This is a genomic window from Streptomyces sp. NPDC056486 (assembly GCF_042795295.1).
Taxonomy (GTDB): domain Bacteria; phylum Actinomycetota; class Actinomycetes; order Streptomycetales; family Streptomycetaceae; genus Streptomyces.
This window is the reverse complement of record NZ_JBHTSF010000038.1, coordinates 12,548-36,478: the sequence shown is the minus strand read 5'-3', so window position 1 is coordinate 36,478 and position 23,931 is coordinate 12,548. Positions and strand designations below refer to the sequence as shown.

The 23,931-nt window shown below is 69.7% G+C and carries 21 protein-coding genes; 16 read left to right on the top strand and 5 right to left on the bottom strand.

Features of this window, described 5'->3' with window-relative positions:
- The first annotated feature begins 44 nt into the window (after nucleotides 1-44).
- A complete protein-coding gene (locus ACFQ7F_RS17635) occupies nucleotides 45-1,679 on the top strand; it encodes an MDR family MFS transporter (protein WP_383271274.1) in 1,635 nt (544 codons plus the stop codon).
- A gap of 259 nt (nucleotides 1,680-1,938) precedes the next feature.
- Nucleotides 1,939-2,805, top strand: a complete 867-nt coding sequence (locus ACFQ7F_RS17630; protein ID WP_383271247.1) for a GNAT family N-acetyltransferase — start codon at nucleotides 1,939-1,941, stop codon at nucleotides 2,803-2,805.
- 247 nt (nucleotides 2,806-3,052) lie between these two features.
- Here the strand turns inward: ACFQ7F_RS17630 and ACFQ7F_RS17625 are convergent, their stop codons facing one another.
- On the bottom strand, nucleotides 3,053-5,518 hold the full coding sequence (locus tag ACFQ7F_RS17625) for an NACHT domain-containing protein (protein ID WP_383271246.1): 2,466 nt from the start codon (nucleotides 5,516-5,518) through the stop codon (nucleotides 3,053-3,055).
- 305 nt (nucleotides 5,519-5,823) lie between these two features.
- Between ACFQ7F_RS17625 and ACFQ7F_RS17620 the strand changes: the two genes are divergently transcribed.
- On the top strand, nucleotides 5,824-6,333 hold the full coding sequence (locus tag ACFQ7F_RS17620) for a hypothetical protein (protein ID WP_383271245.1): 510 nt from the start codon (nucleotides 5,824-5,826) through the stop codon (nucleotides 6,331-6,333).
- 93 nt (nucleotides 6,334-6,426) lie between these two features.
- Here the strand turns inward: ACFQ7F_RS17620 and ACFQ7F_RS17615 are convergent, their stop codons facing one another.
- The gene (locus tag ACFQ7F_RS17615) at nucleotides 6,427-7,071 is read right to left on the bottom strand and encodes a hypothetical protein (protein WP_383271244.1); all 645 of its coding nucleotides are present in this window, start codon (nucleotides 7,069-7,071) and stop codon (nucleotides 6,427-6,429) included.
- A gap of 95 nt (nucleotides 7,072-7,166) precedes the next feature.
- On the bottom strand, nucleotides 7,167-7,781 hold the full coding sequence (locus tag ACFQ7F_RS17610) for a DUF6000 family protein (protein WP_383271243.1): 615 nt from the start codon (nucleotides 7,779-7,781) through the stop codon (nucleotides 7,167-7,169).
- A 266-nt stretch (nucleotides 7,782-8,047) separates the two neighbouring features.
- Here ACFQ7F_RS17610 and ACFQ7F_RS17605 point away from each other — a divergent pair, with 266 nt between their 5' ends.
- From ACFQ7F_RS17605 to ACFQ7F_RS17580, 6 genes are all read left to right on the top strand, one after another.
- The gene (locus ACFQ7F_RS17605) at nucleotides 8,048-8,893 is read left to right on the top strand and encodes a helix-turn-helix domain-containing protein (protein ID WP_383271272.1); all 846 of its coding nucleotides are present in this window, start codon (nucleotides 8,048-8,050) and stop codon (nucleotides 8,891-8,893) included.
- A 164-nt stretch (nucleotides 8,894-9,057) separates the two neighbouring features.
- A complete protein-coding gene (locus tag ACFQ7F_RS17600) occupies nucleotides 9,058-9,921 on the top strand; it encodes an ABC transporter ATP-binding protein (RefSeq protein ID WP_383271242.1) in 864 nt (287 codons plus the stop codon).
- A 102-nt stretch (nucleotides 9,922-10,023) separates the two neighbouring features.
- Entirely contained in the window at nucleotides 10,024-11,088 is a 1,065-nt protein-coding gene (locus tag ACFQ7F_RS17595; RefSeq protein ID WP_383271241.1) for an ABC transporter substrate-binding protein, read from the top strand.
- Nucleotides 11,089-11,099: 11 nt separating this feature from the next.
- Nucleotides 11,100-13,187 (top strand): iron ABC transporter permease, encoded by a 2,088-nt coding sequence (locus tag ACFQ7F_RS17590; RefSeq protein ID WP_383271240.1) that lies wholly within the window; start codon nucleotides 11,100-11,102, stop codon nucleotides 13,185-13,187.
- A gap of 54 nt (nucleotides 13,188-13,241) precedes the next feature.
- Entirely contained in the window at nucleotides 13,242-14,345 is a 1,104-nt protein-coding gene (locus ACFQ7F_RS17585; RefSeq protein ID WP_383271239.1) for a peptidase C39 family protein, read from the top strand.
- Nucleotides 14,346-14,428: 83 nt separating this feature from the next.
- The gene (locus ACFQ7F_RS17580) at nucleotides 14,429-15,043 is read left to right on the top strand and encodes a class I SAM-dependent methyltransferase (RefSeq protein WP_383271238.1); all 615 of its coding nucleotides are present in this window, start codon (nucleotides 14,429-14,431) and stop codon (nucleotides 15,041-15,043) included.
- A 110-nt stretch (nucleotides 15,044-15,153) separates the two neighbouring features.
- Here ACFQ7F_RS17580 and ACFQ7F_RS17575 read toward each other — a convergent pair whose 3' ends face one another.
- Nucleotides 15,154-16,407 (bottom strand): NAD(P)/FAD-dependent oxidoreductase, encoded by a 1,254-nt coding sequence (locus ACFQ7F_RS17575; protein WP_383271237.1) that lies wholly within the window; start codon nucleotides 16,405-16,407, stop codon nucleotides 15,154-15,156.
- Between the two features lie 104 nt (nucleotides 16,408-16,511).
- Nucleotides 16,512-17,498 (bottom strand): MerR family transcriptional regulator, encoded by a 987-nt coding sequence (locus ACFQ7F_RS17570; RefSeq protein ID WP_383271236.1) that lies wholly within the window; start codon nucleotides 17,496-17,498, stop codon nucleotides 16,512-16,514.
- A gap of 152 nt (nucleotides 17,499-17,650) precedes the next feature.
- Between ACFQ7F_RS17570 and ACFQ7F_RS17565 the strand changes: the two genes are divergently transcribed.
- The 7 genes from ACFQ7F_RS17565 (at nucleotide 17,651) to ACFQ7F_RS17535 (ending at nucleotide 23,842) form a co-directional block, all read left to right on the top strand.
- Nucleotides 17,651-18,244 carry a sigma-70 family RNA polymerase sigma factor gene (locus tag ACFQ7F_RS17565; RefSeq protein ID WP_383271235.1) on the top strand — a complete coding sequence of 198 codons (594 nt, stop codon included), beginning with the start codon at nucleotides 17,651-17,653 and terminating at the stop codon, nucleotides 18,242-18,244.
- Between the two features lie 71 nt (nucleotides 18,245-18,315).
- Nucleotides 18,316-19,248, top strand: a complete 933-nt coding sequence (locus ACFQ7F_RS17560; RefSeq protein ID WP_383271234.1) for a hypothetical protein — start codon at nucleotides 18,316-18,318, stop codon at nucleotides 19,246-19,248.
- A gap of 61 nt (nucleotides 19,249-19,309) precedes the next feature.
- Nucleotides 19,310-20,881, top strand: coding sequence for an SDR family oxidoreductase (locus ACFQ7F_RS17555; RefSeq protein WP_383271233.1), 1,572 nt, complete (start codon nucleotides 19,310-19,312; stop codon nucleotides 20,879-20,881).
- A gap of 113 nt (nucleotides 20,882-20,994) precedes the next feature.
- A complete protein-coding gene (gene sigK, locus ACFQ7F_RS17550) occupies nucleotides 20,995-21,573 on the top strand; it encodes an ECF RNA polymerase sigma factor SigK (RefSeq protein ID WP_383271232.1) in 579 nt (192 codons plus the stop codon).
- Between the two features lie 184 nt (nucleotides 21,574-21,757).
- Nucleotides 21,758-22,297, top strand: a complete 540-nt coding sequence (locus tag ACFQ7F_RS17545; protein ID WP_383271231.1) for a DUF4383 domain-containing protein — start codon at nucleotides 21,758-21,760, stop codon at nucleotides 22,295-22,297.
- A gap of 120 nt (nucleotides 22,298-22,417) precedes the next feature.
- Nucleotides 22,418-23,533, top strand: a complete 1,116-nt coding sequence (locus ACFQ7F_RS17540) for an ArsR/SmtB family transcription factor (protein WP_383271230.1) — start codon at nucleotides 22,418-22,420, stop codon at nucleotides 23,531-23,533.
- Between the two features lie 102 nt (nucleotides 23,534-23,635).
- On the top strand, nucleotides 23,636-23,842 hold the full coding sequence (locus tag ACFQ7F_RS17535; protein ID WP_383271229.1) for a hypothetical protein: 207 nt from the start codon (nucleotides 23,636-23,638) through the stop codon (nucleotides 23,840-23,842).
- The last annotated feature ends 89 nt before the right edge of the window (nucleotides 23,843-23,931 follow it).

The window sequence follows — 23,931 nt, the reverse complement described above, 5'->3', positions numbered from 1 at the left end:
ACGTGAACTCAGCAGCCGCGCCAGAAAAGGCGCTGCCGACCTCGATGTCCCACCGCGAGATACTCCAGGCCATGTCCGGGCTGATGGCCGGCATGTTTGTCGCCATCCTGGCCGGGACCGTGGTCTCCAATGCGCTGCCCCGGATCATCGCCGACCTGGGGGCCAGCCAGTCCGCCTACACGTGGGTCGTCACCGCTGAACTCCTTGCCATGACAGCCACAGTGCCGTTGTGGGGCAAGCTGTCCGACCTCTACAACCAAAAGCTGCTGCTGCAGCTCTCCCTCGGGATGTTCGTGGTCGGCTCACTCCTGGCAGGCTTCTCCCACGACGTGGGGCTGCTGATCTTCAGTCGGGTGGCCCAGGGCATCGGCGCGGGTGGACTCACCGCCCTGGCCCAGGTCGTGATGGCCGCCATCATCCCGCCGCGCAGGCTCGGCAAGTACGCGGGCATCTTCGGAGCGGTCTTCGCCGTCGGCACCGTGGCCGGGCCGCTCATCGGCGGCGTCCTGGTGGACACCTCCTGGCTGGGCTGGCGCTGGTGCTTCTTCATCGGTGTGCCGTTCGCCCTGCTGGCCATCGTGCTGCTGCAGCGCACTCTGAAGCTGCCCACCGTGCGCCGCGAGGCGAAGATCGACTTCTTGGGCGCCTTCCTGATCGTCGCAGGCATCTGCGCCCTGCTGATCTGGGTTTCGCTGGCGGGTAACCAGTTCGACTGGGCCTCGTGGCAGACCGCCGCCCTGACCGGCGGGGGATTGGCGCTGCTGGTGGCCGCCATTTACGTCGAGACGCGAGTCGCCGAGCCGATCATCCCGCTGGGTATTTTCCGCAACCGCACGGTGTCGCTGACCACGCTGGCCAGCCTCTTGGTCGGTGTCGCCATGTTCGGCGGCACCGTGTTCCTCTCGCAGTACTTCCAGGTGTCCCTGGGCAAGTCCCCCACGGTCGCGGGCCTGATGAGCCTGCCGATGATCCTGGGACTGCTCGTCTCCTCCACGGTCGCCGGCCAGATCATCAGTGCCACCGGCCGCTGGAAGATCTACCTCGTCATCGGCGCCATCGCCATGACCACGGGCCTTGCCCTGCTCTCCACGATCGGCGCCGACACGCACTTCGGCCTGCTGAGCGTCTACATGGCAGTGATGGGCATCGGCGTCGGCATGCTGATGCAGAACCTGGTCCTGGCCGCGCAGAATGATGTCCCTGCTGCTGAACTGGGCGCCGCTACCTCTGTGTTGTCCTTCTTCCGCAGCATGGGCGGCACGATCGGCACCAGCGTCCTCGGCGCGATCCTCGCCAACCGTGTCGCGTCCGAGATGGCCAAGGGTCTTGAGGAACAGGGCGTGTCGGCCGGATCCGGCCAGGCCGCCGGCCACGGTGTCCCGGACATGACCACACTGCCGGCCCCGATGCGGGAGCTCGTCGAGCACGCGTACGGCGTTGCCACCGGCGACCTCTTCCTCGTCGCCACGCCGTTCGCCCTGCTCGCGCTGATCGCCGTTCTGTTCATCAAGGAGAAGCCGCTGAAGGACACCAGCGGCATGGAGCGGCTCGCCCAGGAGGCCGACGACGACGTGGCTGTTGAAACCCAGGGTGGCTCCCTTCGGAACGTCGCTGACGGTGCTGACGGTGCTGACGCGGTGGAGGCCGGTGCCGGCCCGACACCGACCCAGGTCGGCTGAGAACGAGACTTCCTCAAGGGGGCGACGCTGACACCGTCGCCCCCCCCGCGAGGACTTCGAGTCACCTCGCCGGCGTTGCCCTCGACGACTCGCCGTGCTCGTGCGTAACCGACTCGAGCGCCTCCAGTACCGCCCCGACGTCCTCGACGGCTTTCCCGCCGGGACCGGAATCGCCATCGACCTCCCGCCACCATCACCCCGAAGCGCTTGGTCAGTTAATCGGTTGCACGCCTCCGAGACGGGGTGTCTGATCCCGGCTATGACGATTGTGCTGAGGACGCCGACGGCCGACGGAGCGGGCGAGGCTATGGCGGCGCTGCGAGAGTGGCAGCACGACGACGCGCCGATGCAACTGCATCCCGGGGACATCGGCTGGAACTACCGGTTCGGAACGGCCGAGACGGCCGCGGTGGTCCGGACCTGGAGCCGGGACGGACGGATCCTCGCTGTCGGGATGCTCGATTCGCCGACGGTGGTGCGGATGACGGTCGCTTCCGACGCTTTCCATGACGAGGACTTGGCGCGGCGGCTCGTCGAGGACTTCTCGCTGCCTGAGCGCGGCGTGCTGCCAAAAGGAGCGGTATCCATCGAGGCGCCGCAGGGCCTGCTGCTCCACGACCTGTTGGCCAAGGAGGGCTGGGGCGTCGACGAGCCGTGGACGCCGCTCTTCCGCGACCTCGCGGAAGCGGTGCAGGACCCCGGCGTGCGGATCAAGGAGATCGGCCTGGAGCAGGCACAGGACTTCGCCGACGTCCTGCGGTCCGCGTTCGACACCACGAGGCCCACGCGCGAGTACCGGCACAAGATGTCCGCGGCACCGTTCTACGCCGACGCCCGATGCCTGGGTGCTTACGACGACCAGGGCAACCCCGCGGCGGTGGTGACGGTCTGGTCGGCAGGCCCGGGGAAGCCGGGACTGGTCGAGCCGATGGGCGTCCACGCGGACCACCGCGGCCGCGGCTATGGCCGGGCGATCACCGTCGCCGGGGCGGCCGCACTGCGGGAGATGGGCTCCTCAAGCGTGCGCGTGTGCACGCCGAGCTCCAACGCCGGCGGCGTCGCCACGTACAAGGCGGCCGGGTTCGCGGCGAGGCCGGAGATCGCCGACCGGATCCGGAAGGTCTGACGTCGGGGCCTGCGGACCTTCTCACCATGCCGCGCCTCGTACGGCGGCCATGCGCGCCAGAGCCTCCTGCGGCAGCGTACGAGGCTCTGCTCTCGGCTCGATCGGACATCCACTGCTCCAACTCCGAGGGAGCTCGGCTGACGAGGGCGGTTCCATCCGTCATCCGCGTAGCGCATTCCAACGACGTACTGCGCAAACGACCATCAGTCGGCCGCACGAACCAGCCAACGGCCTCGAGGCGCCGAAGTCAGCAACGGGTGTCCGTATCGGCCAGCCGGTGCTGCAGCTCGACGTGCCGGAACTGATAGACGGCTCCCACACGGCGCAGCACACCGCGCTGCTCGTGCGCGTCGGCGAGGAAGGCCATCAGATCGCGGGGAAGGCGGACCCGGATCGTCAGGTAGCAGCGGGCGACCGCGTATCGGCTCCAGGCCGCCTGTCGCATCCCGATCGCCAGCCCCGACAGGAGGGCCGGGACCAGCCCGACCGCGTACACCCACAGCTCACCGTTGCCGGGATTCATTCCCCACACACCCGTCGACCCCCACAGAGCGGCGCACCAGCCCTGTGTGCCGATCACGGCGACGCCGACGACGACCGCCGTCGCCACGCAGGTGCCCAGCATGCGCCGGTCGTTGGCCAGCAGCGCCCGCCCGTCGACCGCGGCACCCAGGTCGACCGGCACCGTGCGCAGCGCGTGCAGCAGTAGGCAGGCCACCGCGAAGACCGCGCCCACCTGCCCGGCGGCCCAGGCCGCCGCGACCGGATCGGCGGGCGCGATGTACATCCGGTCCGACCCGCCCGACAGCACGTTCGCGAACAGGCCCTCCAGCAGGACGCCGCCACCCAGCAGCATCCCGCCCAGCAGTCCCCGGCACACGCCTCCCGCACTCCAGTGCCAGCGCACCCGGGCCACCGGACGGGCGGCATCCATACGGGGTCCGTCCCCGACCGTGGCGGCCGCTGTGACGCCGTACAGGAGGGCACTGACCGTGCCGCAGGCGTTGCCGAACGCCAGCGCGTAGCAGATCGCGGCCGCGATCCCGGTCGCCAGGGCGCGCAGGTTCCACGAGGAAGGGCGGCGGATTCCGAGCCGGTGTCCGAAGGCGAACCCGGAGATGATGACGCCGACGAGAGCGAGCGCACCGCCGTCGGCCAGTCGGTTCAGGACGAGTTCGGGAGAAGCGTCCGCAGCGGCGGCCGCCGTGCACAGCAGGGTGACCGTGAGGCCCGCGACGAGACCGCCCGCAAGACCACCGCACATCCCCGCCGCCACGACACCGAGCCCGCCCCGTTCCTCCCAGTGGGGCATGGCGGGCAGTTGCGGGGCGAAGTGGTGGATCAGTTCCATGCCCACGCCCTCGGCCAGCCAGCCGAGCACGCCAAGCAGGACGCCGGCCAGCACCCGGGGCAGCATGGCCGGGACCGCGTGGTGCAGACGCCACCAGGCCACCTCTGCCGCGCCGTCGCGCCCCTGCTCCATGTGCCGGGCCAGGAACCTCAACGTGTCGTGGGCCTGGTCCGCGGTCCACCGGCACGGGCGGCGCGGATGTGGCCGGTAGGCGGCCGGGATGAAGGCGTCGAGAAGATGGTGTTCGACGGCGGCCCGTGTCGGACACCGCAACACCTCGGCCGGGTCCGGCAGTTGTCCGTCCTCCTCATCGGGACGCGGGTTGTACACGGACCGGGCAAGGGACACCATCAACGGACTGGTGAGAGCCTGTGCCACCGGCGCATCGGTGCCGAGCGCGGTCACCACCGGCGTCCAGCGCTCCGCCGCAGGGGTGCCGGCCCCACCCGCGTCGTGCAGCAGGTAGTCCGCGACACTCCGCCCGTCGAGCGGGTCGAGATGGATGCCGGCCAGGAGGGCCGGACGTGCCGGGACCCCTGTTTGCGGGTGCAGCGCGGTCAGGTACTCCTGCGGACGGCTGGACAGCACCAGACCGCAGGCGTACGGCAGCGCAGCGGCGATGTGGTGCAGTGCCAGGGCCCCCGCGGTGGCGGGGAGTTCGTCGAACCCGTCGAGCACCGGCAGGACGAGCCGCCGCTCAAGCAGCATCCCGGCCAGGGTGGTGTCCCCGTACGCGCCGAGCGCTGCCTCGCCAAGGTCCGCGTAATCCTGGACGAGTCTGCGTTCCATCCATACGCGCAGCTCCTCGGCGGCCGGGTCCCAGGACACGAGCGGAAAGAGCACCGGCACCGGCTCGCCCTCCCGGCGGCGCTCGGTCAGTGAGAGGACGAGCCGGACGAGCAGGACCGTCTTGCCCGCCCCCGGGCCGCCAAGCACGAGCAGCCGCCGGTGGGGAAGATGTTCGGCGAAGAGAGCACCGAGCTCCCCGCCGCGTCCGGCGAGCCGGCCGGACTCCTCGGTGGCGGCGAAGTCCGGGTCCGCGCAGCGCCAGGAGACGGGCAGCGGATACGGCTCCGACAGCCGCCGCACCCGTGCCTCGCCCTCCCACTGGCGGCGTACGGCGATCGCCAGCCGGTCGGCGACGCCGCCGGGGTCGTCCACCGCGGCCTCGGCGCGATCCGCCCGGTAGGCGCACCAGGCGAGGTAGGCACCGGCCCCCGTCGGCAGCAGGGCCGCGATGACCGTGGCCGGGTCGTCGAGACGCGGGGCGATGACGAGCGCCCCGAGGACACCCCCGCCGAACAGAACCAGGTACACGATCCCGGCCCGCCGTACGCGCGACCTGGGGACAACTTCGCTCACCCGACGAAGAGTTGCGCATCACGGCCCCGTGCAGGTGCGGTTCGGTACGCCTCCACCCGGGCGGGTGAAACATACGGAACCCGGCCCCGTCCGCGACCTCAGGTGCACTGCGGCTCGCCGTCGAGCACGATGACCTCTCCGGTGGGAGAGCCAGAGCCCGAGCTCATGCGTGCCGTCCTGGAGCTCGACCACGCCTTCCGCTTTGTCCTCTGGCTCTGACGCGTGGAACCGGGCACCATCTCCATACTCCACCTGCACCACAGCCGTCCCATCGTCAGCACGGTCACCAGCAGGAAGGAACCACCATGCGCATCCGCTCCGCGCTCACCGCGCTAGCACTCACCACAGGTGCCCTGATCGCTCCTGGCTTCGGCGTCCTCACCACGGCCACCGACGCCTTCGCCGCCACCAAGATCAGCCATGCCACCGCGACCTCGATGTTCCGCGAGGTCGGCGTCACCTGGTCGTCCTCCGGCGGCTGCTCGAACCGCAACAACCCGACGTGTACGTCCTTCGAGCAGCTCAACCTCGCCACCGCGCAAGGGGCCCAGACCCTCAAACGTGCCAGTGGGTGCGCCCTCAACGTCACGGGTGGCACGGAGACCGGCCATGCGAGTGGTACGTACTCCCACTGGAACGGATACAAGCTCGACTTCGGCAAGAACACCTGTGTCACGAACTACGTCAAGAACACCTTCACTTACATCGGACCGCGGGGTGACGGCGCTCCGCAGTACAAATCCGGCTCCGGCAACATCTACGCCGACGAGGGCAATCACTGGGACGTCCTCTACTACAACTGCGGCGGCTGCTGACCCTTCCGCGCCAGGCCTCGGCCGAACTGCCGGCCACCGGGGCTGCCCCTTCGGAGGGGGCAGCTGCGGTGTCTGCGGGAACTTGCACCGGCCTCAGGCGAGGTTGGTGAGCCTGAAGCGATGACCTGCTCGGCGCCGTACGAAACCGCGGAGTCCTGCCAGCAGCGTGATCCCCGTCCATCCGACGACGCCCATGGCCAGAGTGCCGATTTGGCCCGCGGGGTCGACGTCGGTGGCGGCTTCCATCGGGACGACGCCTTCCGGGTCGCTGATGACGTCGAGCCGATCGCCCACCTCCCACTCCGGGTTGTTCCCGTCGTAGGTCAGCGGCTCGTCGAGTTTTCCTTCTGGTCCGACGAGGGTGAAGCGGTGGTTGTTCGAGCCGTCGTCGTCGGCGCTGTCGGCTGCGATGCGGACGCTTTCACGCACCCCGCGGACATCGAGAGCGGCCTCGGGGGCGATTTGCACCGAGCCCACGAGGACGAACACCGCCGGCAGGAAGGAGACCAAGGCGAGCCACAACGCGTTGTGGAGGTAGGCCAGGAGGATCGCGAAGGCGAAGCACCCGATGAGGCCGGTGATGATCGGAATCACGTCGGTGCCCACCGCAAGATACGAGATCCCGGTGTTGGCAGCCGCGATGGCCCAGCCAAGTCCCATCACGACGAGGGTGAATACGAAGTACATCCCCCGACTCACGGTTGAACCCTGCGACTTCTTCGTGTCCACCTCAGTCATCGGAGCAGCATAGACAGGTCGCCCACCGGGCCCGCGTCCGGCATCACCAGGCGAAGAAGGCGGGGGTGAAGACCGCCGGGTCTCAGGCCACGAGGTCAGGCGGGGCGGGTGCCGCATTCGTCGGCGAAGGCGCAGAGCCGGCGGATCAGGCTCAGGGTGCTCGCGGGCGCCGCTGCGTGGGGTGTGGAGGACGTGTGCTGTTGCCACTGGTGCCACAGGCCATCGGGAGCCAGGAATGGTTCGGCGTGGTCGGTGCCGAGGTTCAGGGTGACGAAGAGAAGGGCGCCCAGAGCGATGGGCTGGTCGTAGGCGAGGTCGGGGCGGCGCAGGTAGCGATCGAGGTAGCTGGTGAGCAGCTCGGCGTCGTCCGACGTGCCGAAGGTGGCCAGGGCTACGCAGTAGGCCGAGCCCGCTCCGCCCATCTCGCTGGCCAGCAGCAGCTCCCCGAGGCGCTCACGGAACTCGGTCCGGTGGGAGACGGCGATGAGCCATGCGGCGGTTCTGCGCTCACGCCATCCGCCCTTGAGGAGGGTGATGAGTTCGTGCGGGGTGATGAGGCGGGCGTCTTCGCCGAGTGCGCGCGCGAAGTGGTCGTACTCAGGATCCTGCAGACGCAGCAGGCCGCCGCCGAGCTTCAGGTAGCGCCGACCGGGTGTGACATAGCGGCGGATCAGGGCCGGGAGCTCGGCGTCCTCGTAGGCATGGCGCATCACAGGATCTTGACTCGCAGCAGCGCAATCGGACCAGCCCCTTTTCCAGGTCGGTGTCCGGATCTGGGGGATCGGGGTGTGTGACGCGCTGGTTGGTGCACGGTCCGACGAGAACGTTGGGGCGGAGACGGCCGGACATCCCGCGGGCTCGCCTCACCGAACCGCTCGCCGGTTCATCGCAGGCCAGGGGGCTCTCGGTGTCGGTTCGGGCCCCGGCTAGACTCGTCCGCATGGTCCGATCGTCCCGTGGCGACGCGAGCCCCGGGATGTGGCGGCAAGAGGCGGGCACTGTGGTGCGCCGGGTCGCGCCGTTCCCGGAGCAGGCGATAGCCCCTTTCGCCATCTTCGCCGGGCTGCAGATTCCCCGCGTTCCCACGGAATGGGCGCCGCACTCGCATCCCCGGCACGAACTCGTCTGGGTCCGCGGCGGAACACTGACGTCCCGCGTGGCGGACCGCGTCTTCACCGTGTCCGAGGGGTACGGGCTGTGGATGCCGGCCGGAGTGGTGCACGGGGGCCGGGCGACGGCGGGTGCGCAGTTCCACGAGGCCTTCTTCGCCCCCGACCGAACGCCGTCCGCGTTCGCGTTCGAGGAGCCGAGAGCGATCGCGATGACGCCGCTCCTTGAGTCACTGCTGATTCATCTGTCCTCCACGGATCTCGACGCGGCGGCCAGGGCGCGGGCGGAGTCGGTCGTGTTCGACGTGCTCCAGCCCTCGGAACGCCAGTTCGCGCTGCAGCTGCCCGGTGACTCCCGGATCGACACGATCGCTGAAGCCCTCCTTGACGATCCCGCCGACTCCCGCTCGCTGGAGGAGTGGGCGCGGTGGCTGGGGATCAGCGACCGCACGATCACTCGCGCGTTTCGCCAGGCGACGGGACTGTCCTTCGCGCAGTGGCGGCAGGCACTGCGTGTGCACCGGGCGTTGACGCACCTCTCCGAGGGGCTCGACGTCACGACCATCTCCGAGGTGCTCGGCTACGCGCAGCCCAGCACCTTCATCGCCGCCTTCCGGCGGATCACGGGAACCACGCCGGGCGCGTTCTTCGACGCCGCCGACGGCACCCCCGAGGGTGTCCGGAATCCCGTACCGAGTGTCCAGAACTCCTGATTGTCGACATGGCAAGGGATATATAAGCTCCTCGGAGTTAGGTAACCCTTAGTTGTCGCTCGCCGTGAACGGTGCTTTCCGTGCGCGGAGAGTCCGCTGCCCGGCCGACAAGGCCGGACGGAGGGTGCCGCAGCCCTCGCCCCTCCGATCATCCGGACTCACTGATGTTCACAAGCCCCTCCCGGCACGCCGGTCACCCTGTGGCTATCCCCGCCACGCCGGTGGCCGCCCTCAACGGGCACGACCTCGTGCTGCGGTACGGCGGCACACCGGTCGTCCACGGCGTTTCGCTGACTCTGGAACCCGGCCGCGCGACCGCCCTGGTGGGGCCGAACGGCAGCGGGAAATCCACGCTGCTGCGCGCGCTCTCCCGACTGCATCGAGTGGACGGCGGCCGGGTGACGCTCGGCTCGCCCGACGGAGAACCCGAGCGCGACGCGGCTCTGCTCAGTGCCCGTCAGTTCGCCCGCGAGATCACGCTGTTCTCCCAGTCGAGGCCCGCGCCCCAGGGGCTGACGGTCAAAGAGGTCGTCGCGTTCGGACGCCACCCGTACCGGCGTGGCTTCGCCGGACTGACCGCTGAGGACCGGAGCGCCATCGAGCACGCCATGGGGGTCACAGGCGTCCGGGACATGGCAGCCCGGCCGGTCGGGGAACTCTCCGGCGGGGAAGTGCAGCGTGTCTGGCTCGCGGCCTGCCTGGCCCAGGACACCGGAGTCGTGCTCCTTGACGAACCGACCAACCACCTGGACCTGCGCTACCAGATCGAGACGCTCGACCTCGTGCGCGATCTCGTCGAGGAGCACGGCATCGCGGTCGGGATCGTGCTGCACGACCTCGACCAGGCGTCCCGCGTCGCGGACACGCTGGTCCTGATGCGCTCCGGCCACGTGCACGCGGCCGGAGCACCCGCCGACGTCCTCACCGAGGAGAACATCGGCGAGGTCTACGACATCCGTGTCGAGGTCGGCGTCGATCCGCGCACGGGCCGTCTCCGGATCGACCCCATCGGGCGGTATCCCGCCTGAAGCGGCACATCCGCCGCCGCAGCGAGTCGCAACAGCGACGCGCTGCAAGAAAGACGCGTCGCAAGAAGAACGCGTGGCAAGACACAAGAAAGAGGAACGTTCATGAACCGTGCCCATCGCCTGGCGGCGTCAGCCTCCACAGGGCTCATCGTCCTCGCCGCAACGGCCTGCGGCACGACCAGCGTCGACAAGGCCGGGGCCGGCAGCAGTGCCAGTGCGTCGCCCGTGTCGAAGGACTGCGCCAAGGACACCACGACCACCTCGACGAAGCCGGTCTCCTTCAAGGACGGAGTCGGCCGGCAGGTGAAGCTCGACAAGCCCGCCGAACGGATCGCGGTCCTGGAATGGCAGCAGGTCGAGGACGCGCTGACCCTGTGCGTCACCCCCACCGCGGTCTCCGACGCGAAGGGATACAGCACCTGGGTCAGTGCGGAGAAGCTGCCCGGCAAGGTGACCGACATCGGCACCCGTGAGGAGCCCGACCTCGACACCCTCTACGCGGCGAAGCCCGACCTCATCGTGGTGGAGGCGTTCGACGCCGACGACGAGACCCTCAAGAAGCTGGAGAAGCGAGGCGTCCCCGTGATGGCCACGCGGGGAGCGAACCCGAAGGACCCGATCGGGAACATGCGGGACGTGTTCAGCATGATCGGCGAGGCGACGGGGCGTACCGAGCGCGCCGACCAGGTGCTCAAGGAGTTCGACGAGCACCTCGCGACGGCGAAGAAGCAGGTCACCGACGCCGATCTGCCGACGAAGGACTTCCTGTTCTTCGACGGATGGCTGCAAGGAGGCAACCTCACCGTCCGCCCCTACAGCGACGGCGCCCTGTTCACCGAGATAGGCAAGGAGCTCGGCATGAACCCCGCGTGGACCAAGGACATCAACAAGGCCCACGGAGACGGGGGCGTCGACAAGTCCTACGGTCTCGCGCAGACCGACGTCGAGGGACTCACCTCGGTGGGGAAGGCCAACCTGTTCTACGCCAACGACGAAGGGGCCGGGGGGTACGTCGCCGCGCTGAAGAAGAACCCGATCTGGAAGACCATCCCTGCCGTCAAGGAAGGCCGCGCGCACTCGTTCCCCGCGCGGGTGTGGGGCGCCGGCGGTCCGCGCTCCTGCGAGCAGGCGATCGACGCGTACGTCGACGTACTCGACAAGAAGTGAGCACACCTCAGATGACGGCATCCGGAGGGGAAGCGCTGCCGCGCGCCGAGCGCGGCGGCGCCCCCACCGGGGTGGCCGTCCTGGCGCTCCTTCTCGCAGCGACCGCCCTCGTGGGCATGTGGCACCTGACGCAGGGAACATCGGGCGTCGGCGTCGGCGACCTGGTGCGGTACCTCGGCGGGGAACGGGACACCACAGGCGGGGCGCCGGTCGGTGAGATCCTCACCGGCTCGCGCCTGCCGCGCCTGTTCGCGGGCGTGGCGGTGGGCTTCGCCCTCGGCTGCGCCGGCGCGCTGCTGCAGTCCGTCACGAACAACGCGCTCGCTTCCCCCGACACCCTCGCGGTCACGGCCGGGGCCTACTTCACGCTCTCGCTCGTCGCGGCCTTCGGCCTAGCCGTCCCGCTCTGGGCGTCGGGAGCCGTCGCCTTCGCCGGCGGCCTGGTCGCGGCGACGCTGGTGCTGCTCCTCGCTGGCCGGGCAGCGGGCACCGCGGGCACCCGCCTCATCCTCGCCGGATCGGCGACGGCGATGGCCCTGGACGCGGCCACCGGGATGCTCCTCATCCTGTTCAACCAGAACACGACCGGCCTCTTCGCCTGGGGGAGCGGTTCGCTCGCTCAACTGAACATCGACGCGTCGATCCGCGCCTTCCCTGTCCTGGCCGTGGTGCTGTGCGTCGCCGTGGCGCTGTCCCGACGCCTTGACGTGATGAACCTCGGCGACGACGCCGCGTCCACCCTCGGCGTGCCGATCCGGACCACCCGCGTGACCGCCGTGCTCTGCGCGGTTCTCCTGACCAGCACGGCGGTGACACTCGCGGGCCCGATCGCCTTCGTCGGCCTCGGCGCCCCCGTCCTGGCCCGCCTGATCGCGGGACGGGTCCGTTCGCTGCGCCGGCACCTCCTCCTGGTGCCCGCGGCCGGTCTGCTCGGCGCGCTGCTCATCCTGCTCGCGGACGCGTCGCTGCGCGCGGTGCAGGGCGCGGACGGGGCCGCCTCCATTCCGACCGGCGTACCGACCGCGCTGCTCGGCGCCGTCGTGATCGTGGTCCTGGCGCTGCGCCTCCGCGACACGGGCGGGCTCCGGCAGCCACCGCACGCGCGAGTCGCCACACGGTCACGCCGCGCGTTCCTCCTCGTCGTGCTCGGTGCGCTGACACTCCTGGCCGGGGCGGCGATCGTGGCGGTTCTGGCGGGAAGCCTCTGGCTGCGGACGGGCGACATCGCGCTCTGGGCCCAAGGCGCCGCCCCCGACCTGATCGGCCAGGCGCTCGACGACCGGGTCCCGCGCGTGATCGCCGCGATCCTCGCCGGCGCGGCACTCGGACTGGCCGGATGCGTCGTACAGAGCGCGGTGCGCAACCCGCTGGCGGAGCCGGGCGTGCTCGGCATCACGGCGGGCGCCGGGCTCGGCGCGGCGGCCGTCGTCACGTCGGGCCTGCCCGGCGGACGGCCGCTGCTCATCGCGGTCGCGGTCGCGGCGGGACTCGCCACGTTCGCGGTGATCGCCCTGCTGTCCTGGCGCGGCGGCTTCCTGCCCGACCGGTTCGTACTGATCGGCATCGGATGCGGGTACGGCCTCAGCTCCGTCACCACCTTCCTCCTGCTGCGAGCCGACCCGTACAACACGCCCCGGATCTTCACCTGGCTCTCCGGCACGACCTACGGGCGCACGCTGCCCGACGTCGTACCGGTCGCGGTGGCCCTGGCGCTCGCGCTCCCCGTGCTGTTCGCCATGCGCGGCCGGCTCGACCTGCTCGCCGTCGACGAGGACACCCCGCGCATAGTCGGCGTCAGGCCGGTACGCGTACGCATCGCCGCACTGACGATCGCTGCGGTCCTCGCGGCGCTCAGCGTGATCGCCGTGGGTGTCGTCGGTTTCGTGGGGCTCGTCGCCCCGCACCTCGCCCGGTCGCTGGTGGGCGCCCGGCACGGCCGGGCGATCCCGGTCGCGATGCTGCTCGGCGCACTGCTTGTCTGCGTGGCCGACGCCCTCGGCCGCACGCTCATCGCACCCGCCCAGGTGCCGGCGGGCCTCATGATCGCCCTGATCGGTGGCCCGTACTTCGTCTGGGTACTCCGGCGCTCCCGCGCATGAACCCTTCGGCGAACCCCTGTCCATCGAACCCTCCGATCCGCCAGGAGCGCCGGTATGCAGCCTCAACAGCCTCAGCAGGAACAGCGAGAAACGCCCGTGAAGATCGTCGTTGTCCCGTTCGATCCCGACACATCGGCGACCCAGCTGAGGCGACTCGGACGCCACGAGGTGCCGGAGCGCTGGCACAGGGTCGACCGCTCCGTTCACGCCCCGCACATCGTGGCCGTTCCAGGTGACGACGGCGCGGACTGGGCTGCTGCCGCGCTCGTGACGGCACGCCCGCACACGGCCTACCTGAAGATCGTCGACGCCGTCGGTGACGTGTCGGCAGCCGTCCAGGCTGTCGTCGCCCACGCACGCGGACGGGGGCTCGCGCAGGTCAAGTGGGAAGGCTGGACGGCGAGCCCGGAGGTCGCCGCCGCAAACGGCTTCACCCCGCTGCGTCCTCCGCTCACACCGGCAGGCAACGCGGAAGGGCCCGAGGCCGGTTACGTTCGCTGGCTGCGCGACGGCTTGGTGACCGAACCTCCGTACTACGGGCAGACCACGCACTTCACTTGCGGCGCCGTCACCGCCCTGCTCGCGCAGACGCACGCGGGGGTGCTGCCGCACGATGCACTCGACCGCCAGGCGGAGCTGACACTGTGGCGCGACGCGACCAACTTCCCCGCGTGCGAGCCCGTCGGGCTGGGGGTTGCCGTGCGCCGGGCCTGGCCGTCTTCCCCCGTCACGGTCCACCTCGACGTGGACGGGCCCGTCCTGCTCGACCACTACCCGGACAACGAGCAGGAGTGGCGTGCCCTGCTCCAGCGCACATCGCGTACGGGCGCCGGACACATCGGTGTCCCGATCGACTCGCGTCGCCTCTCTTTGACCTCGATCCGCAGCGCGATCGACCGACATGAGCACGTGCTGCTCCTGGTCTCACTCGCCGGGATGCAAGGGTTCGACGTGCCGCACTGGGTGCTCTGCCACGGCGCCGTACCCGGCGCCATCGTGGTCGAGGATCCGTGGGCCAGCGCGGCAACGGGAGACACCTGGGTCGACGCCCATCTGCTGCCCGTCCCCGATTCGTCGCTCGACACCATGTCGGCCATCTCGGCTGACGGCTTCCGCGGTGCCGTGGCCATCGGCCGTCCGCAGCAGCGCGATGCGTAGCCGTGGGTGCCGACGCCTCACACACCAGTCAGCGGACATCCACGGCGGCCATGGTCGCGTGCTGGTCACCTACCCTGTCCGTCATGAGCCGTTGGAAAGAGCTGACCGGTGGGACGTCCGGAGAGGACTACGCCGCCCGGTTCGCTGCCCTGGCCGGCAGCGGCAAGGACATGCACGGTGAGGCACGGTTGTGCGCCGCCCTGGTGTCGCCCGGGGCACGGGTGCTGGATGCCGGGTGCGGTACAGGGCGGGTCATGATCCGGCTGGCGGAGCTCGGGTACGACTGTGTCGGGGTCGACCTCGACGCTTCCATGCTGGCCGTGGCACGCAGGCAGGCGCCGGAACTGCCTTGGATCCAAGCCGACCTGGCCACGTTCGACGCGACGGGGCTACATGTTGCTGCGGACTTCGACCTCGTGGTCGCTGCCGGCAACATCTTCCCGCTCCTTGCCGCGGGTACTGAGGCCGCGGTGATCAGCCACTTGGCTGCGACCCTGCGCCCGGGCGGACTCATGGTCGCCGGATTCGGTCTGGACGAGGCCCACCTGCCGGTATCGCCCGCCATCACCCTGCCGGAGTACGACGCCTACTGCGCCGCAGCCGGCCTCACCTTCGTCGACCGCTTCGCGACGTGGGACGCCCACCCCTACGAGGGCGGCGGCTATGCCGTCAGTGTCCACCGGGTGCATCACGGCTGAAGATGACCGTCCCGCTGGTCGCTGGTGGGGGCAGTGGGGCGTCTGCTCGGACTGGCACATGATCAGTCTGTGGCGGTTGGGCCATGGGCCCTCCTGGTGGGTGGTGAACGTCACGGCCTCGGACGTGCCAGATCGGTCAGCACCTCGCGTGCGGCCCGTGTGCCGGAGGCGAGCGCGCCTTGCACCGAGCCGGTGGCTCGGTAGTCCCCGCATACGTACCGTCCCGGTGCGAAGCGGGTCGTGCGGCTGAGCGGCCAGGGCGGACGCATCGCGGGCAGTGCCCCTGGGACCGTGTACGTACCGACCAACTGCCATGCTCCGGTGTCCGCCGTGTACAGCTCGGCGAGGCGACGGCGTACGGCGGCCTCCGTCCCGGGCGGGTCGCCACCGAGCACCGAGGTGGACACGAGAGCGGTGCCTGGTGGGGCGTAGTCCGGGGCGACTTCGCTGAGGACACAGGTATTGAGGACGGCCAGCGTGCTGTCCGTCACCAGGGTCGGTTCGGCCAACGGGGTTGTGTCGGTGGCGTGGTAGTAGGTGGTGACTGTCCGTCCGTCCGGCACGGTCAGCCCTGGTAGCAGGTGTGCGGCTGTCTGGGCATCCGTGGCGACGACGACCGCGGCGGCGGGCTCTTCGCGGCCGTTGGCCAAGAGGACACCGTGGTCGGTGACGGCCGTCACGGGCGTCTCGAGTCGCAGAATGTCGACCGGCAGGCCTTCGGCGAGCTGTGCCGGGACCGTGCCGATTCCGCCGGAGGGCAGGCACAGACTGCCGCGTGCCATGCTGCGAAGGATCAGATGGAAGAAGCGTGCCGACGTTTCCAGTTCCTTCTCGAGGAAAACGCCCGACAGGAATGGCCGCAGCACGTTGTCGATGGCGTAGTCGGACAGCCCGGAGCGCGCGAGTGCGCGGGCGGTGGTCCGGTCGTGTCCGCGGGTGATGGCTCCTGCCGGGAAGAGGGTGTCGCGTGCGGCCAGGGCCGTGAGAGCGGCCAGGTCGCGGGGGCTCAGGACCCGCCCGGGCAGCAGGTTGGCGACCTCTCGCGGGCGCCGGGTCGGGTCGGTGAGCCGCACGGTTCCGGTGGGCGTGTGCACCATCAGGCCGGGGGTGAAGGGGCGCAGGCGCAAGCTGCGAAGGTCCAGACGTCGCTTCACCTGAGGGTAGAAGGTGTTGAACACCTGGAACCCCCGGTCGAGTCGGAAGCCGTCTCTGCGGTCCGTGCGCATCCGCCCGCCGACAGAGTCGGATGCCTCCAGCAGCGCAACCCGCTGTCCGGCGCGGGACAGGTCCATCGCGCAGGCGAGCCCGGCGAGACCCGCACCGACGATGACGGTATCGGGGGCCGACTGATGCTGAAAGGTCATCAGCTCTCTCCTCGTCTCGTTCGCGGTCCACTGTCGGCCACCCCCGGGCACCCCGGGAGTGGGCAAGCCGACGGTGGGTCAGGATGGCACCGGCACGGGCCGGTTCACGGCGTGACAGGCCGACGCGTGTCATCGGCTGCCGCCGTCTTCAAGACGTTCAAGGCTTCGGCCAACCCCGGGGGCCGTGGCAGTCCGGGCACGGCTTGACCGGTCCAGCCCGGTCCGAGCGTCAGGACCAGGGGATGCCTGCGCGCGCCGCGCACGCCCCACTCCATCGACGCCACGTGCTGAGCCAGGGGGCGGTTCGCTGTGGTCCGGGACTGGGCCCACAGCCCGACGGCCGCTGGCCCGGTCCTGCGTACGGCCTCCACGAGCGCCTGGGCAGGCATGGCCGCACCGAACATTCGCACGGGCAGGCCACGTTCGGTGAGGGCCGCTGCCAGCGCCTCGAGCGGCAGCGTGTGGTTCTCGCCGGGCACACAGGCGAGCAGCGTCACTGGGTCCGCCCGGCCGACCGGAAGCGTCGGGGCGCTTCGGCGCAGAACACCTGTGACGTGCCAGGACAAGAAGTGCTCGACCTCCACGTACTTCTCGCCCGAGCTCTCCCACTTGCGTCCCACCGCCTGGAGCGTCGGCATGATCACCTCTTGCCAGGCCGTGACAAGACCGTAGTCAGCGATCGCCGCAGTCAGCAGATCGTCCACGGAGGCGGCTTCGAGCCGCAGCGAGGCGCGGGCCAGCCCCTTGCACTCCCGGCGCACGTCGCCGAGTTGAAGACCGGTGTGTGAACGGCTTCGAACAGGCCTGGGCCGCGCCGGGGCGGCGGGGGGCGCCAGTGCCGGCGGCGCGCTTTCGCGTGCGATGCGCGCAGCCTCGGCCGGCGGCACCCCTGTCATGGTCAGCGCGCACATCCGCTCCAGCCGCGCGATGTCCGCGGCAGCCCAGCGACGGTGCCTGCCGCTGGTATGAGCATCGGGGCCCAGGCCATAGCGCTGGTCCCAGGAACGCACCGTCGTGGGGGCAACGCCAAGACGCCTGGCCACCGAACCGGTCGACAGGCCTGCGGGCTGGTCGTGCTCGCTCGAGCTCACCGGCTCAGCGTACGACGCACAAACGACGCGTGTTGCTTGCGTCGTTTGTGCGTCCAAGACTCATGACAGATCCAGGCCCCCGCCATTTTGCCGATGCACGTCAGCCCATGAGCTCCCATCCCGCGCATACCGCTCCGCCGGAGGACCACACCATGAGTGCGACCATGCAAGCCTCGGAGCGTCTGTTCCCGCCTGTCGAGAAGGCGGCGCTCGAGAAGGATCCGGCCTGTGGACCCGGCGGCACCGAAGAGCAGGCGTTCGCCGCGATCCACCGGCGCTGGAGTCCGCTGGTCCACACCCTGGCCGCCCGCACACTGGGCGACGCGCGGGAAGCGGAGGACGTCACCCAGCAAGTCTTTCTCGCGGCCTGGCGGGGGAGGAGCGGATATCACCCCGAACGCGGGCCGCTGGGTGCCTGGCTTGTCGGCATCACCCGACGCAAGATCGTCGACACGCTCGCAGCACGCACCCGACGCCTCCACCTGATCGAAGCGGCAGGCCACGCCGCCGACGTCGCCACAGGGGTACTGAGGCCGGAGACCACAGACCGGGCACTGGACCGTGTGCTGCTGTCCGACGCGCTCGCCCGACTCCCGCAGCGCCAGCAAGAGGTGCTGCGCATGGCGTTCTACGACGACCTGACCCAGGTCCAGATCTCCGAGCGCACCGGTCTGCCCCTGGGCACCGTGAAGAGCCACGCGCGCCGCGGCCTGTATCAGCTGCGCAGCAAGATCGAGCAGAGCTGATGACACCGGACCTGCAACATGTCGGGCCGGCCACGGCAGACGCCGTCCGGCCACTTCGGCAGGAGACACGCATGTACGGTGCGACGACGGAAGCGGCTCAGACGGCCGACGAGCGCCAGGAAGCTCGGGCCGACCGGCGGCAGCCCAGTCCGGAGCAGCCGGACCGTTCGCTGACGTGGCGCACACTCGGGCTGGATGCGATGGCGTCCATGCTCGTCGTGTCCTTGCGTCGCCTGGGTCGCACCGGTTTCACCGCACAGTGCCAATGGCCCCGCTTCCATCCGCTCAACGAGCGCGCGATCGCCGTGGCGCACCATCCGCTGATCATGGTGGAGTCCACCCGCCAGATCGCCGTCGCGCTGGAACGCGGGCATCTGTCGGCAGAGGGTCTTGCCCCACTCGAACCCGTGGCCGTGAGCCTTGGGCTGCAGCCTCGGGTATGGCCGACGGAGCGGGGCAGCGCCACCGACGTAGCCGTCCGAGTCAGCGTGAGCGACCACGCCACGCAAGCCGGCGAGCTCGCCTTCTACCGCATCACCGCCGAGTACCGGCACGCAGGGACGCCGTTCGGATCGTGCACCATGCGCATGGTCCGCCCTGCCCACTTGGGTGCGCCCTGCGCGCTTGCGGTGCCCCCACCGGCGCTTCTGCATCCCCCGGCGGCCGCTTTGGGCGCGGCCGCCGACACCGACGTCATGCTGGCGCGAGCACCGCAGGGACGCCTGGCCATCGTCCCGCGCGACCCCCGCCACCCCGTCCTGACCGCGGGCCGCACGGCTCGGCTGCCCGCGCCGGCCGTACTGGAGGCCGCACGCCAGGCGGCGCTGCTGACCTCCGGCATGACCGCTGCAGCTGTGGCCGGGCTGCGTGTGGAACTGCGTGCACCGGTGCCGCCGCGCGGGGCCCTCGTCGAAGTGACACCGGAGTCAGAGGGATTCCGCGTTCTCGTCACGGTATCCGACCAAGTCGTCGCGTTGGGGACGGTCGCGCTGCTCAGACCGTGAACGGGTGCCGGAGACAAGAGCCGAGAAACAGATGCCGGAGCGAGTGCACGGAGGAACGACCATGGGAACGGACGGACAGCGGGACGCGAAACAGCTGCACTGCCTGGTAGCCGGAGCCTCCGGCTACATCGGCGGACGCCTGGTGCCAGAACTCCTGGAGGCGAGGCATCGGGTGCGATGCCTGGCCCGCTCGCCCGCCAAACTCCGCGACCATCCATGGGCAGGGGATGCCGAAACGGTTCAGGGCGATGTCACGGACGCCGACTCTGTCGCAGGGGCCATGCGCGGGATCGATGTGGCGTACTACCTGGTGCACGCTCTGGGCTCCGGCTCCCGTTTCGAGGAGACCGACCGCCGCGCGGCCCAGATCTTCGCCGAGCAGGCACACGCTGCCGGTGTGCGGCGGATCGTGTATCTGGGCGGCCTCACTCCACGGGGGGTTCCAGAATCAAGCCTGTCCCCGCACTTGCGATCACGCGCCGAGGTCGGACAGATCTTCCTTGACGGAGCGGTGTCGGCCACCGTCCTCCGGGCCGCGGTCGTCATCGGTTCGGGATCAGCCTCGTTCGAGATGCTGCGTTATCTGACCGAGCGGCTGCCGGTCATGGTCACGCCCAGTTGGGTGCACACCCGCACACAGCCCATCGGCGTCCGCGATGTGCTGCGCTACCTCGTCGGATCGGCCACCATGCCGGACGACGTCGACCGAGCGTTCGACATCGGCGGCCCGGACGTCCTCACCTACCGGGAGATGATGCGCGGATACGCCACTGTCGCCGGGCTGCGGCGGCGGCTCATCGTGCCGGTACCCGTCCTCACGCCACGGCTCTCCAGCCACTGGGTCGGCCTCGTCACCCCGGTGCCCGCATCGATCGCCCGACCGCTGACCGAGTCGCTGCGCCATGAAGTCGTCTGCCACGAACATGACATCGCCCAGTACGTGCCCGACCTCCCGGGCCGGCCGCTGCCGTTCGGCAAGGCGCTGTCCCTGGCGCTGAGAAGGGTGCGGGAGGCGCAGGTCGCCACCCGCTGGTCATCCGCCTCCGTACCCGGGGCGCCGAGCGATCCACTGCCCACCGACCCGGACTGGGCGGGCGGCAGTCTCTACAAGGACGAGCGGCACCTGTCGGTCGACGTGTCCCCGCAGGAGCTGTGGAAAGTGATCGAGGGCATCGGAGGCGACAACGGCTGGTACTCCCTCCCGCTCGCCTGGGCGGTCCGGGGCTGGCTGGACCGGTTCATCGGCGGTGTAGGTCTGCGCCGCGGACGCCGCGACGCCGAACTACTGCGGGTCGGCGACTCACTGGACTTCTGGCGGGTGGAGGAGATCGAACGCGGACAACTGCTGCGACTGCGGGCGGAGATGCGGCTGCCGGGACTCGCCTGGCTGGAGATGTATGCCGGGACGGACGATGAGGGCCGCACCTGCTACCGGCAGCGCGCCCTGTTCCACCCGCGCGGTCTGCTGGGCCACGCCTACTGGTGGTCCGTGGCCCCGTTCCATGCTCCGGTCTTCGGCGGTATGGCACGCAACATCACTCAGGCCGCCGCCAAGGGCATGAGCGCGCGCGGCACCGCATCCCGCCCCGACGGCACCCGGCGCCTGCGCATCGTACGAAGAATGCGGCGCTGATACGCACACCCTCCCGGGCCGTCGATCATGCTCTCGCCCACCTTCTGCATCCACTGACCGGGAAGAGCCTCCGCACATTGGGGCGCTCTTTCACGGCGCCCCAAAGGACGAATATGAAGGACGTCATGCCGATCAGGGAGCCGGGAACGAGTCTTCCAGAGCTCATGCAACGGGTGGCTCTAGGGGAGGAGGACGCTTTTTCATCTCTGTACGACACCGTGGCCGTTCCGGTCTTCGGTGTCGCCCGCAGCGTCCTGCGTGACTCCGCGCAGTCGGAGGAAGTCACCCAGGAAGTCCTCGTCGAGGTCTGGCGTACCGCCCAGCGTTATCGCAGCGACCGCGGAACCGTCATGAACTGGATCCTCACCCTGGCGCACCGGCGCGCGGTGGACCGCGTGCGCTCCACGGTGGCCTGCAACGCTCGTGATCACAAAACAGCGATGTTGGCCCGCACACCCGCGTTTGACGAGGTCAGCGAAGAGGTCGAGATCCGGCTGGAGCACGAGCAGGTGCGACGTTCCCTTCTCGGGCTGACCGAGGCGCAACGGCAGTGCCTGTCCCTCGCCTACTACGAGGGAATGACGTCGCGGCAGGTCGCCGAGCAGCTCTCGCTGCCGCTGGGCACCGTCAAGACGCGCCTGCGAGATGGACTCATCAGGCTGCGCGACAGCCTGGAGGAGGTGCCCGTATAGATCGCTGGGCACGGGCTGCCTGCGCGCGCCTCAGCCAGTGAATGCGCTTGGCACTGCATCCGAACAAAGCGGTGAACCGGAATAGATCGTGCTGTATGCGACCACGACACTGTGGGCCAACGCGTGACCAGGCAGTGGCAGGAGTTCTTGCCGCCCGCCAGGCGGCCTACTGGAAGGAGCCGACATGAAACTGCGGGACGAACTGCCCGTCGACCATCATCTCGCTGCCGTCTACCGCTATGGCGCAGCGTTCTGCGGCCTGCTGCTCATCGTCTTCGGCTGTCTCGGCCTGGCCGACGCACTGACACCCCTGAGTACCAACGGCGAGGTGGCCGGCCTGTCCACCAACGTCGCGCTGAGCGTGATCTCGCTCGTGGTAGGAGCTGCGCTCGTCCTCGGCGGCATCATCGGCGGAACATTCGCTTCCGCTCTGAACATGTCCGTAGGCACACTCTTCCTGCTCAGCGGCTTCTACCACCTCTTCACCCTGGATAGACCGGCCAACTTCCTCGACTTCGGAATGACCAACGTGCTGTTCAGCTTCGCGGCGGGTCTGTTGATCCTCACCTTCGGCATGTACGGCCGAGTCTCCAGCAAACTGCCCCACGACAACCCCTTCTGGCGCCGTCGGCACCCGGAGCAGGCCGCCCGCGAGGACGACACCCGGCAAGGAGTGGCACGAGCAGAACTATCGAACCGTGCCGCGCCGATGCCGCCACGCTGATCAAATGGCTTCCCCCCAAGCCAGGCGGGGCGGTCCCTGCCTATGTCACCGACGTTGCGCGCTTTGGAGGCGGGCGCGACACTGAGTGCGATCAAGTAACAGAGTGACGGGGGACACTCGGTGAAGCGGATCCACTTCACGGGCGAGGATCTCGCCCGGACCCGCCTGGCCACGACGATCGGTGTGGCGGCGGAGACCTTCGACAGCGTCAAGCTGCTGCGAGACCGCGACCGGAGTCCTGGGTTTCACCACTGGCGGCAATCGGTGAGTGGCCAACTGGGTGAGCAGGCGCGGCCGCTGGTCGCCTTGATGCCGGCTCGCGGGCCCATGGTCGATGTGGCGAGCCTCGCGGGCGATGCAACGTGCATCGAGGAGGCGGCGGAGAACATGCTCGCGGCTCCGCGTGCGCTGTGGCGTATGGAACTGGAGCACATCGTCTTTCAGTCGGCGCACCGCTCCTGGGCCCGGAGCCTGTTCAGCGGCGACCCGGAACCGCGCAGGCAACTGGCCGCGGCGCTCACCGCCTGCCACCGCGTGAACGTGGAGCCCTATTGGGGAAGGGTGAGCTCTCATCTGGCCGCGGTCCGGGCGGCTTACGCGGGCACGATGGCCGAAGGGGGAGTTGAACAGGTGTTGCACACCCTGTGCCCGTCCCTGGTGCGCTGGCGGGCGCCGGTGCTTGAGGTGTGCCACCCGCGCGACGCCGACGTGTATCTGCGGGGGCGGGGTCTCGTCATCGCACCGACGGCCTTCTCGTCGCGGCAGGTGGAGCTGTTGCAGTGCCCGTTGGATACAGCCGAGGCGCCGGTCCTGGCCGTGCCCACGATCGGTGATGCCACGGCCGGCACTGCCGTGTGGGACGTCAGCGAGTCCGGTGGCCAGGCACTCGGTGACCTACTGGGACGCACCCGGGCCGCAGCACTTGAGGCGGTGGCCGACGGCTGCAGTACGACAGAGCTGGCGCGCCGCCTGAGCATTTCGTCGGCGGCCGCGAGCCAGCACGCGACCGTGTTGCGCAACGCCCAGCTCATCACCACGAGCCGGGACGGCAGGGCGGTACTGCACACCACGACGTCCCTGGGCGCCGCACTCCTGAACTCGGTCCTGAGCCGGCCCGACTCAACGACGGCCCGAAGACCAGGATCCCGAAGGGGCACGACCTTTAAGCCAGGACTGAATGGCTCGCCGCCGCCAGACGCCGCGTGCCACGGTTCCTCAGGCGCTCGCTCAAAGTGAACGTGGACCGGAGTTCGTCTTCGAACGCGCAGGTCATGCCCGGCCCTGCCATGCCACAGCCGGTCATCGGTCATCGGAAAGAAAGCACAGAAGGAGAATTACATGAAGAGGACGCATCGTTGGGCCACAGGCCTGCTCGCCGTGGGCAGCGTCGCCACAGCACTGCTCGTCGTTCCGGCCGCAAGCGCCCAGGCGAGCGAACTCGCCCCGCAGTGCTCCGGCGGCTGCATCCAGTCCGCACCGGACGGTTTCCAGGTGTCGTCCACCGCGAACGCCCTGACCACCAACGGCAACTGGGAGCCCCACTAGCCACACCATGACATCCGACGCCCGACACTCCGAGGGTCTCTCCTGGAGTGGCGGTCACTGAGGGGGAAGGGGGCGGCGGGGTCCCCGAC

Excerpts from the sequence above, each read along its gene's own strand:
- ACFQ7F_RS17575 (WP_383271237.1), bottom strand. The coding sequence starts at position 16,407 with ATGACCTTTCAGCATCAGTCGGCCCCCGATACCGTCATCGTCGGTGCG.
- ACFQ7F_RS17555 (WP_383271233.1), top strand. The coding sequence starts at position 19,310 with ATGGGAACGGACGGACAGCGGGACGCGAAACAGCTGCACTGCCTGGTA.
- ACFQ7F_RS17630 (WP_383271247.1), top strand. The coding sequence starts at position 1,939 with ATGACGATTGTGCTGAGGACGCCGACGGCCGACGGAGCGGGCGAGGCT.
- ACFQ7F_RS17565 (WP_383271235.1), top strand. The coding sequence starts at position 17,651 with ATGAGTGCGACCATGCAAGCCTCGGAGCGTCTGTTCCCGCCTGTCGAG.
- ACFQ7F_RS17605 (WP_383271272.1), top strand. The coding sequence starts at position 8,048 with ATGTGGCGGCAAGAGGCGGGCACTGTGGTGCGCCGGGTCGCGCCGTTC.
- ACFQ7F_RS17615 (WP_383271244.1), bottom strand. The coding sequence starts at position 7,071 with ATGACTGAGGTGGACACGAAGAAGTCGCAGGGTTCAACCGTGAGTCGG.
- ACFQ7F_RS17610 (WP_383271243.1), bottom strand. The coding sequence starts at position 7,781 with ATGCGCCATGCCTACGAGGACGCCGAGCTCCCGGCCCTGATCCGCCGC.
- ACFQ7F_RS17545 (WP_383271231.1), top strand. The coding sequence starts at position 21,758 with ATGAAACTGCGGGACGAACTGCCCGTCGACCATCATCTCGCTGCCGTC.
- ACFQ7F_RS17635 (WP_383271274.1), top strand. The coding sequence starts at position 45 with ATGTCCCACCGCGAGATACTCCAGGCCATGTCCGGGCTGATGGCCGGC.
- ACFQ7F_RS17560 (WP_383271234.1), top strand. The coding sequence starts at position 18,316 with ATGTACGGTGCGACGACGGAAGCGGCTCAGACGGCCGACGAGCGCCAG.
- ACFQ7F_RS17620 (WP_383271245.1), top strand. The coding sequence starts at position 5,824 with ATGCGCATCCGCTCCGCGCTCACCGCGCTAGCACTCACCACAGGTGCC.
- ACFQ7F_RS17600 (WP_383271242.1), top strand. The coding sequence starts at position 9,058 with ATGTTCACAAGCCCCTCCCGGCACGCCGGTCACCCTGTGGCTATCCCC.
- ACFQ7F_RS17535 (WP_383271229.1), top strand. The coding sequence starts at position 23,636 with ATGAAGAGGACGCATCGTTGGGCCACAGGCCTGCTCGCCGTGGGCAGC.
- ACFQ7F_RS17590 (WP_383271240.1), top strand. The coding sequence starts at position 11,100 with ATGACGGCATCCGGAGGGGAAGCGCTGCCGCGCGCCGAGCGCGGCGGC.
- ACFQ7F_RS17580 (WP_383271238.1), top strand. The coding sequence starts at position 14,429 with ATGAGCCGTTGGAAAGAGCTGACCGGTGGGACGTCCGGAGAGGACTAC.
- sigK (WP_383271232.1), top strand. The coding sequence starts at position 20,995 with ATGAAGGACGTCATGCCGATCAGGGAGCCGGGAACGAGTCTTCCAGAG.
- ACFQ7F_RS17585 (WP_383271239.1), top strand. The coding sequence starts at position 13,242 with ATGCAGCCTCAACAGCCTCAGCAGGAACAGCGAGAAACGCCCGTGAAG.
- ACFQ7F_RS17595 (WP_383271241.1), top strand. The coding sequence starts at position 10,024 with ATGAACCGTGCCCATCGCCTGGCGGCGTCAGCCTCCACAGGGCTCATC.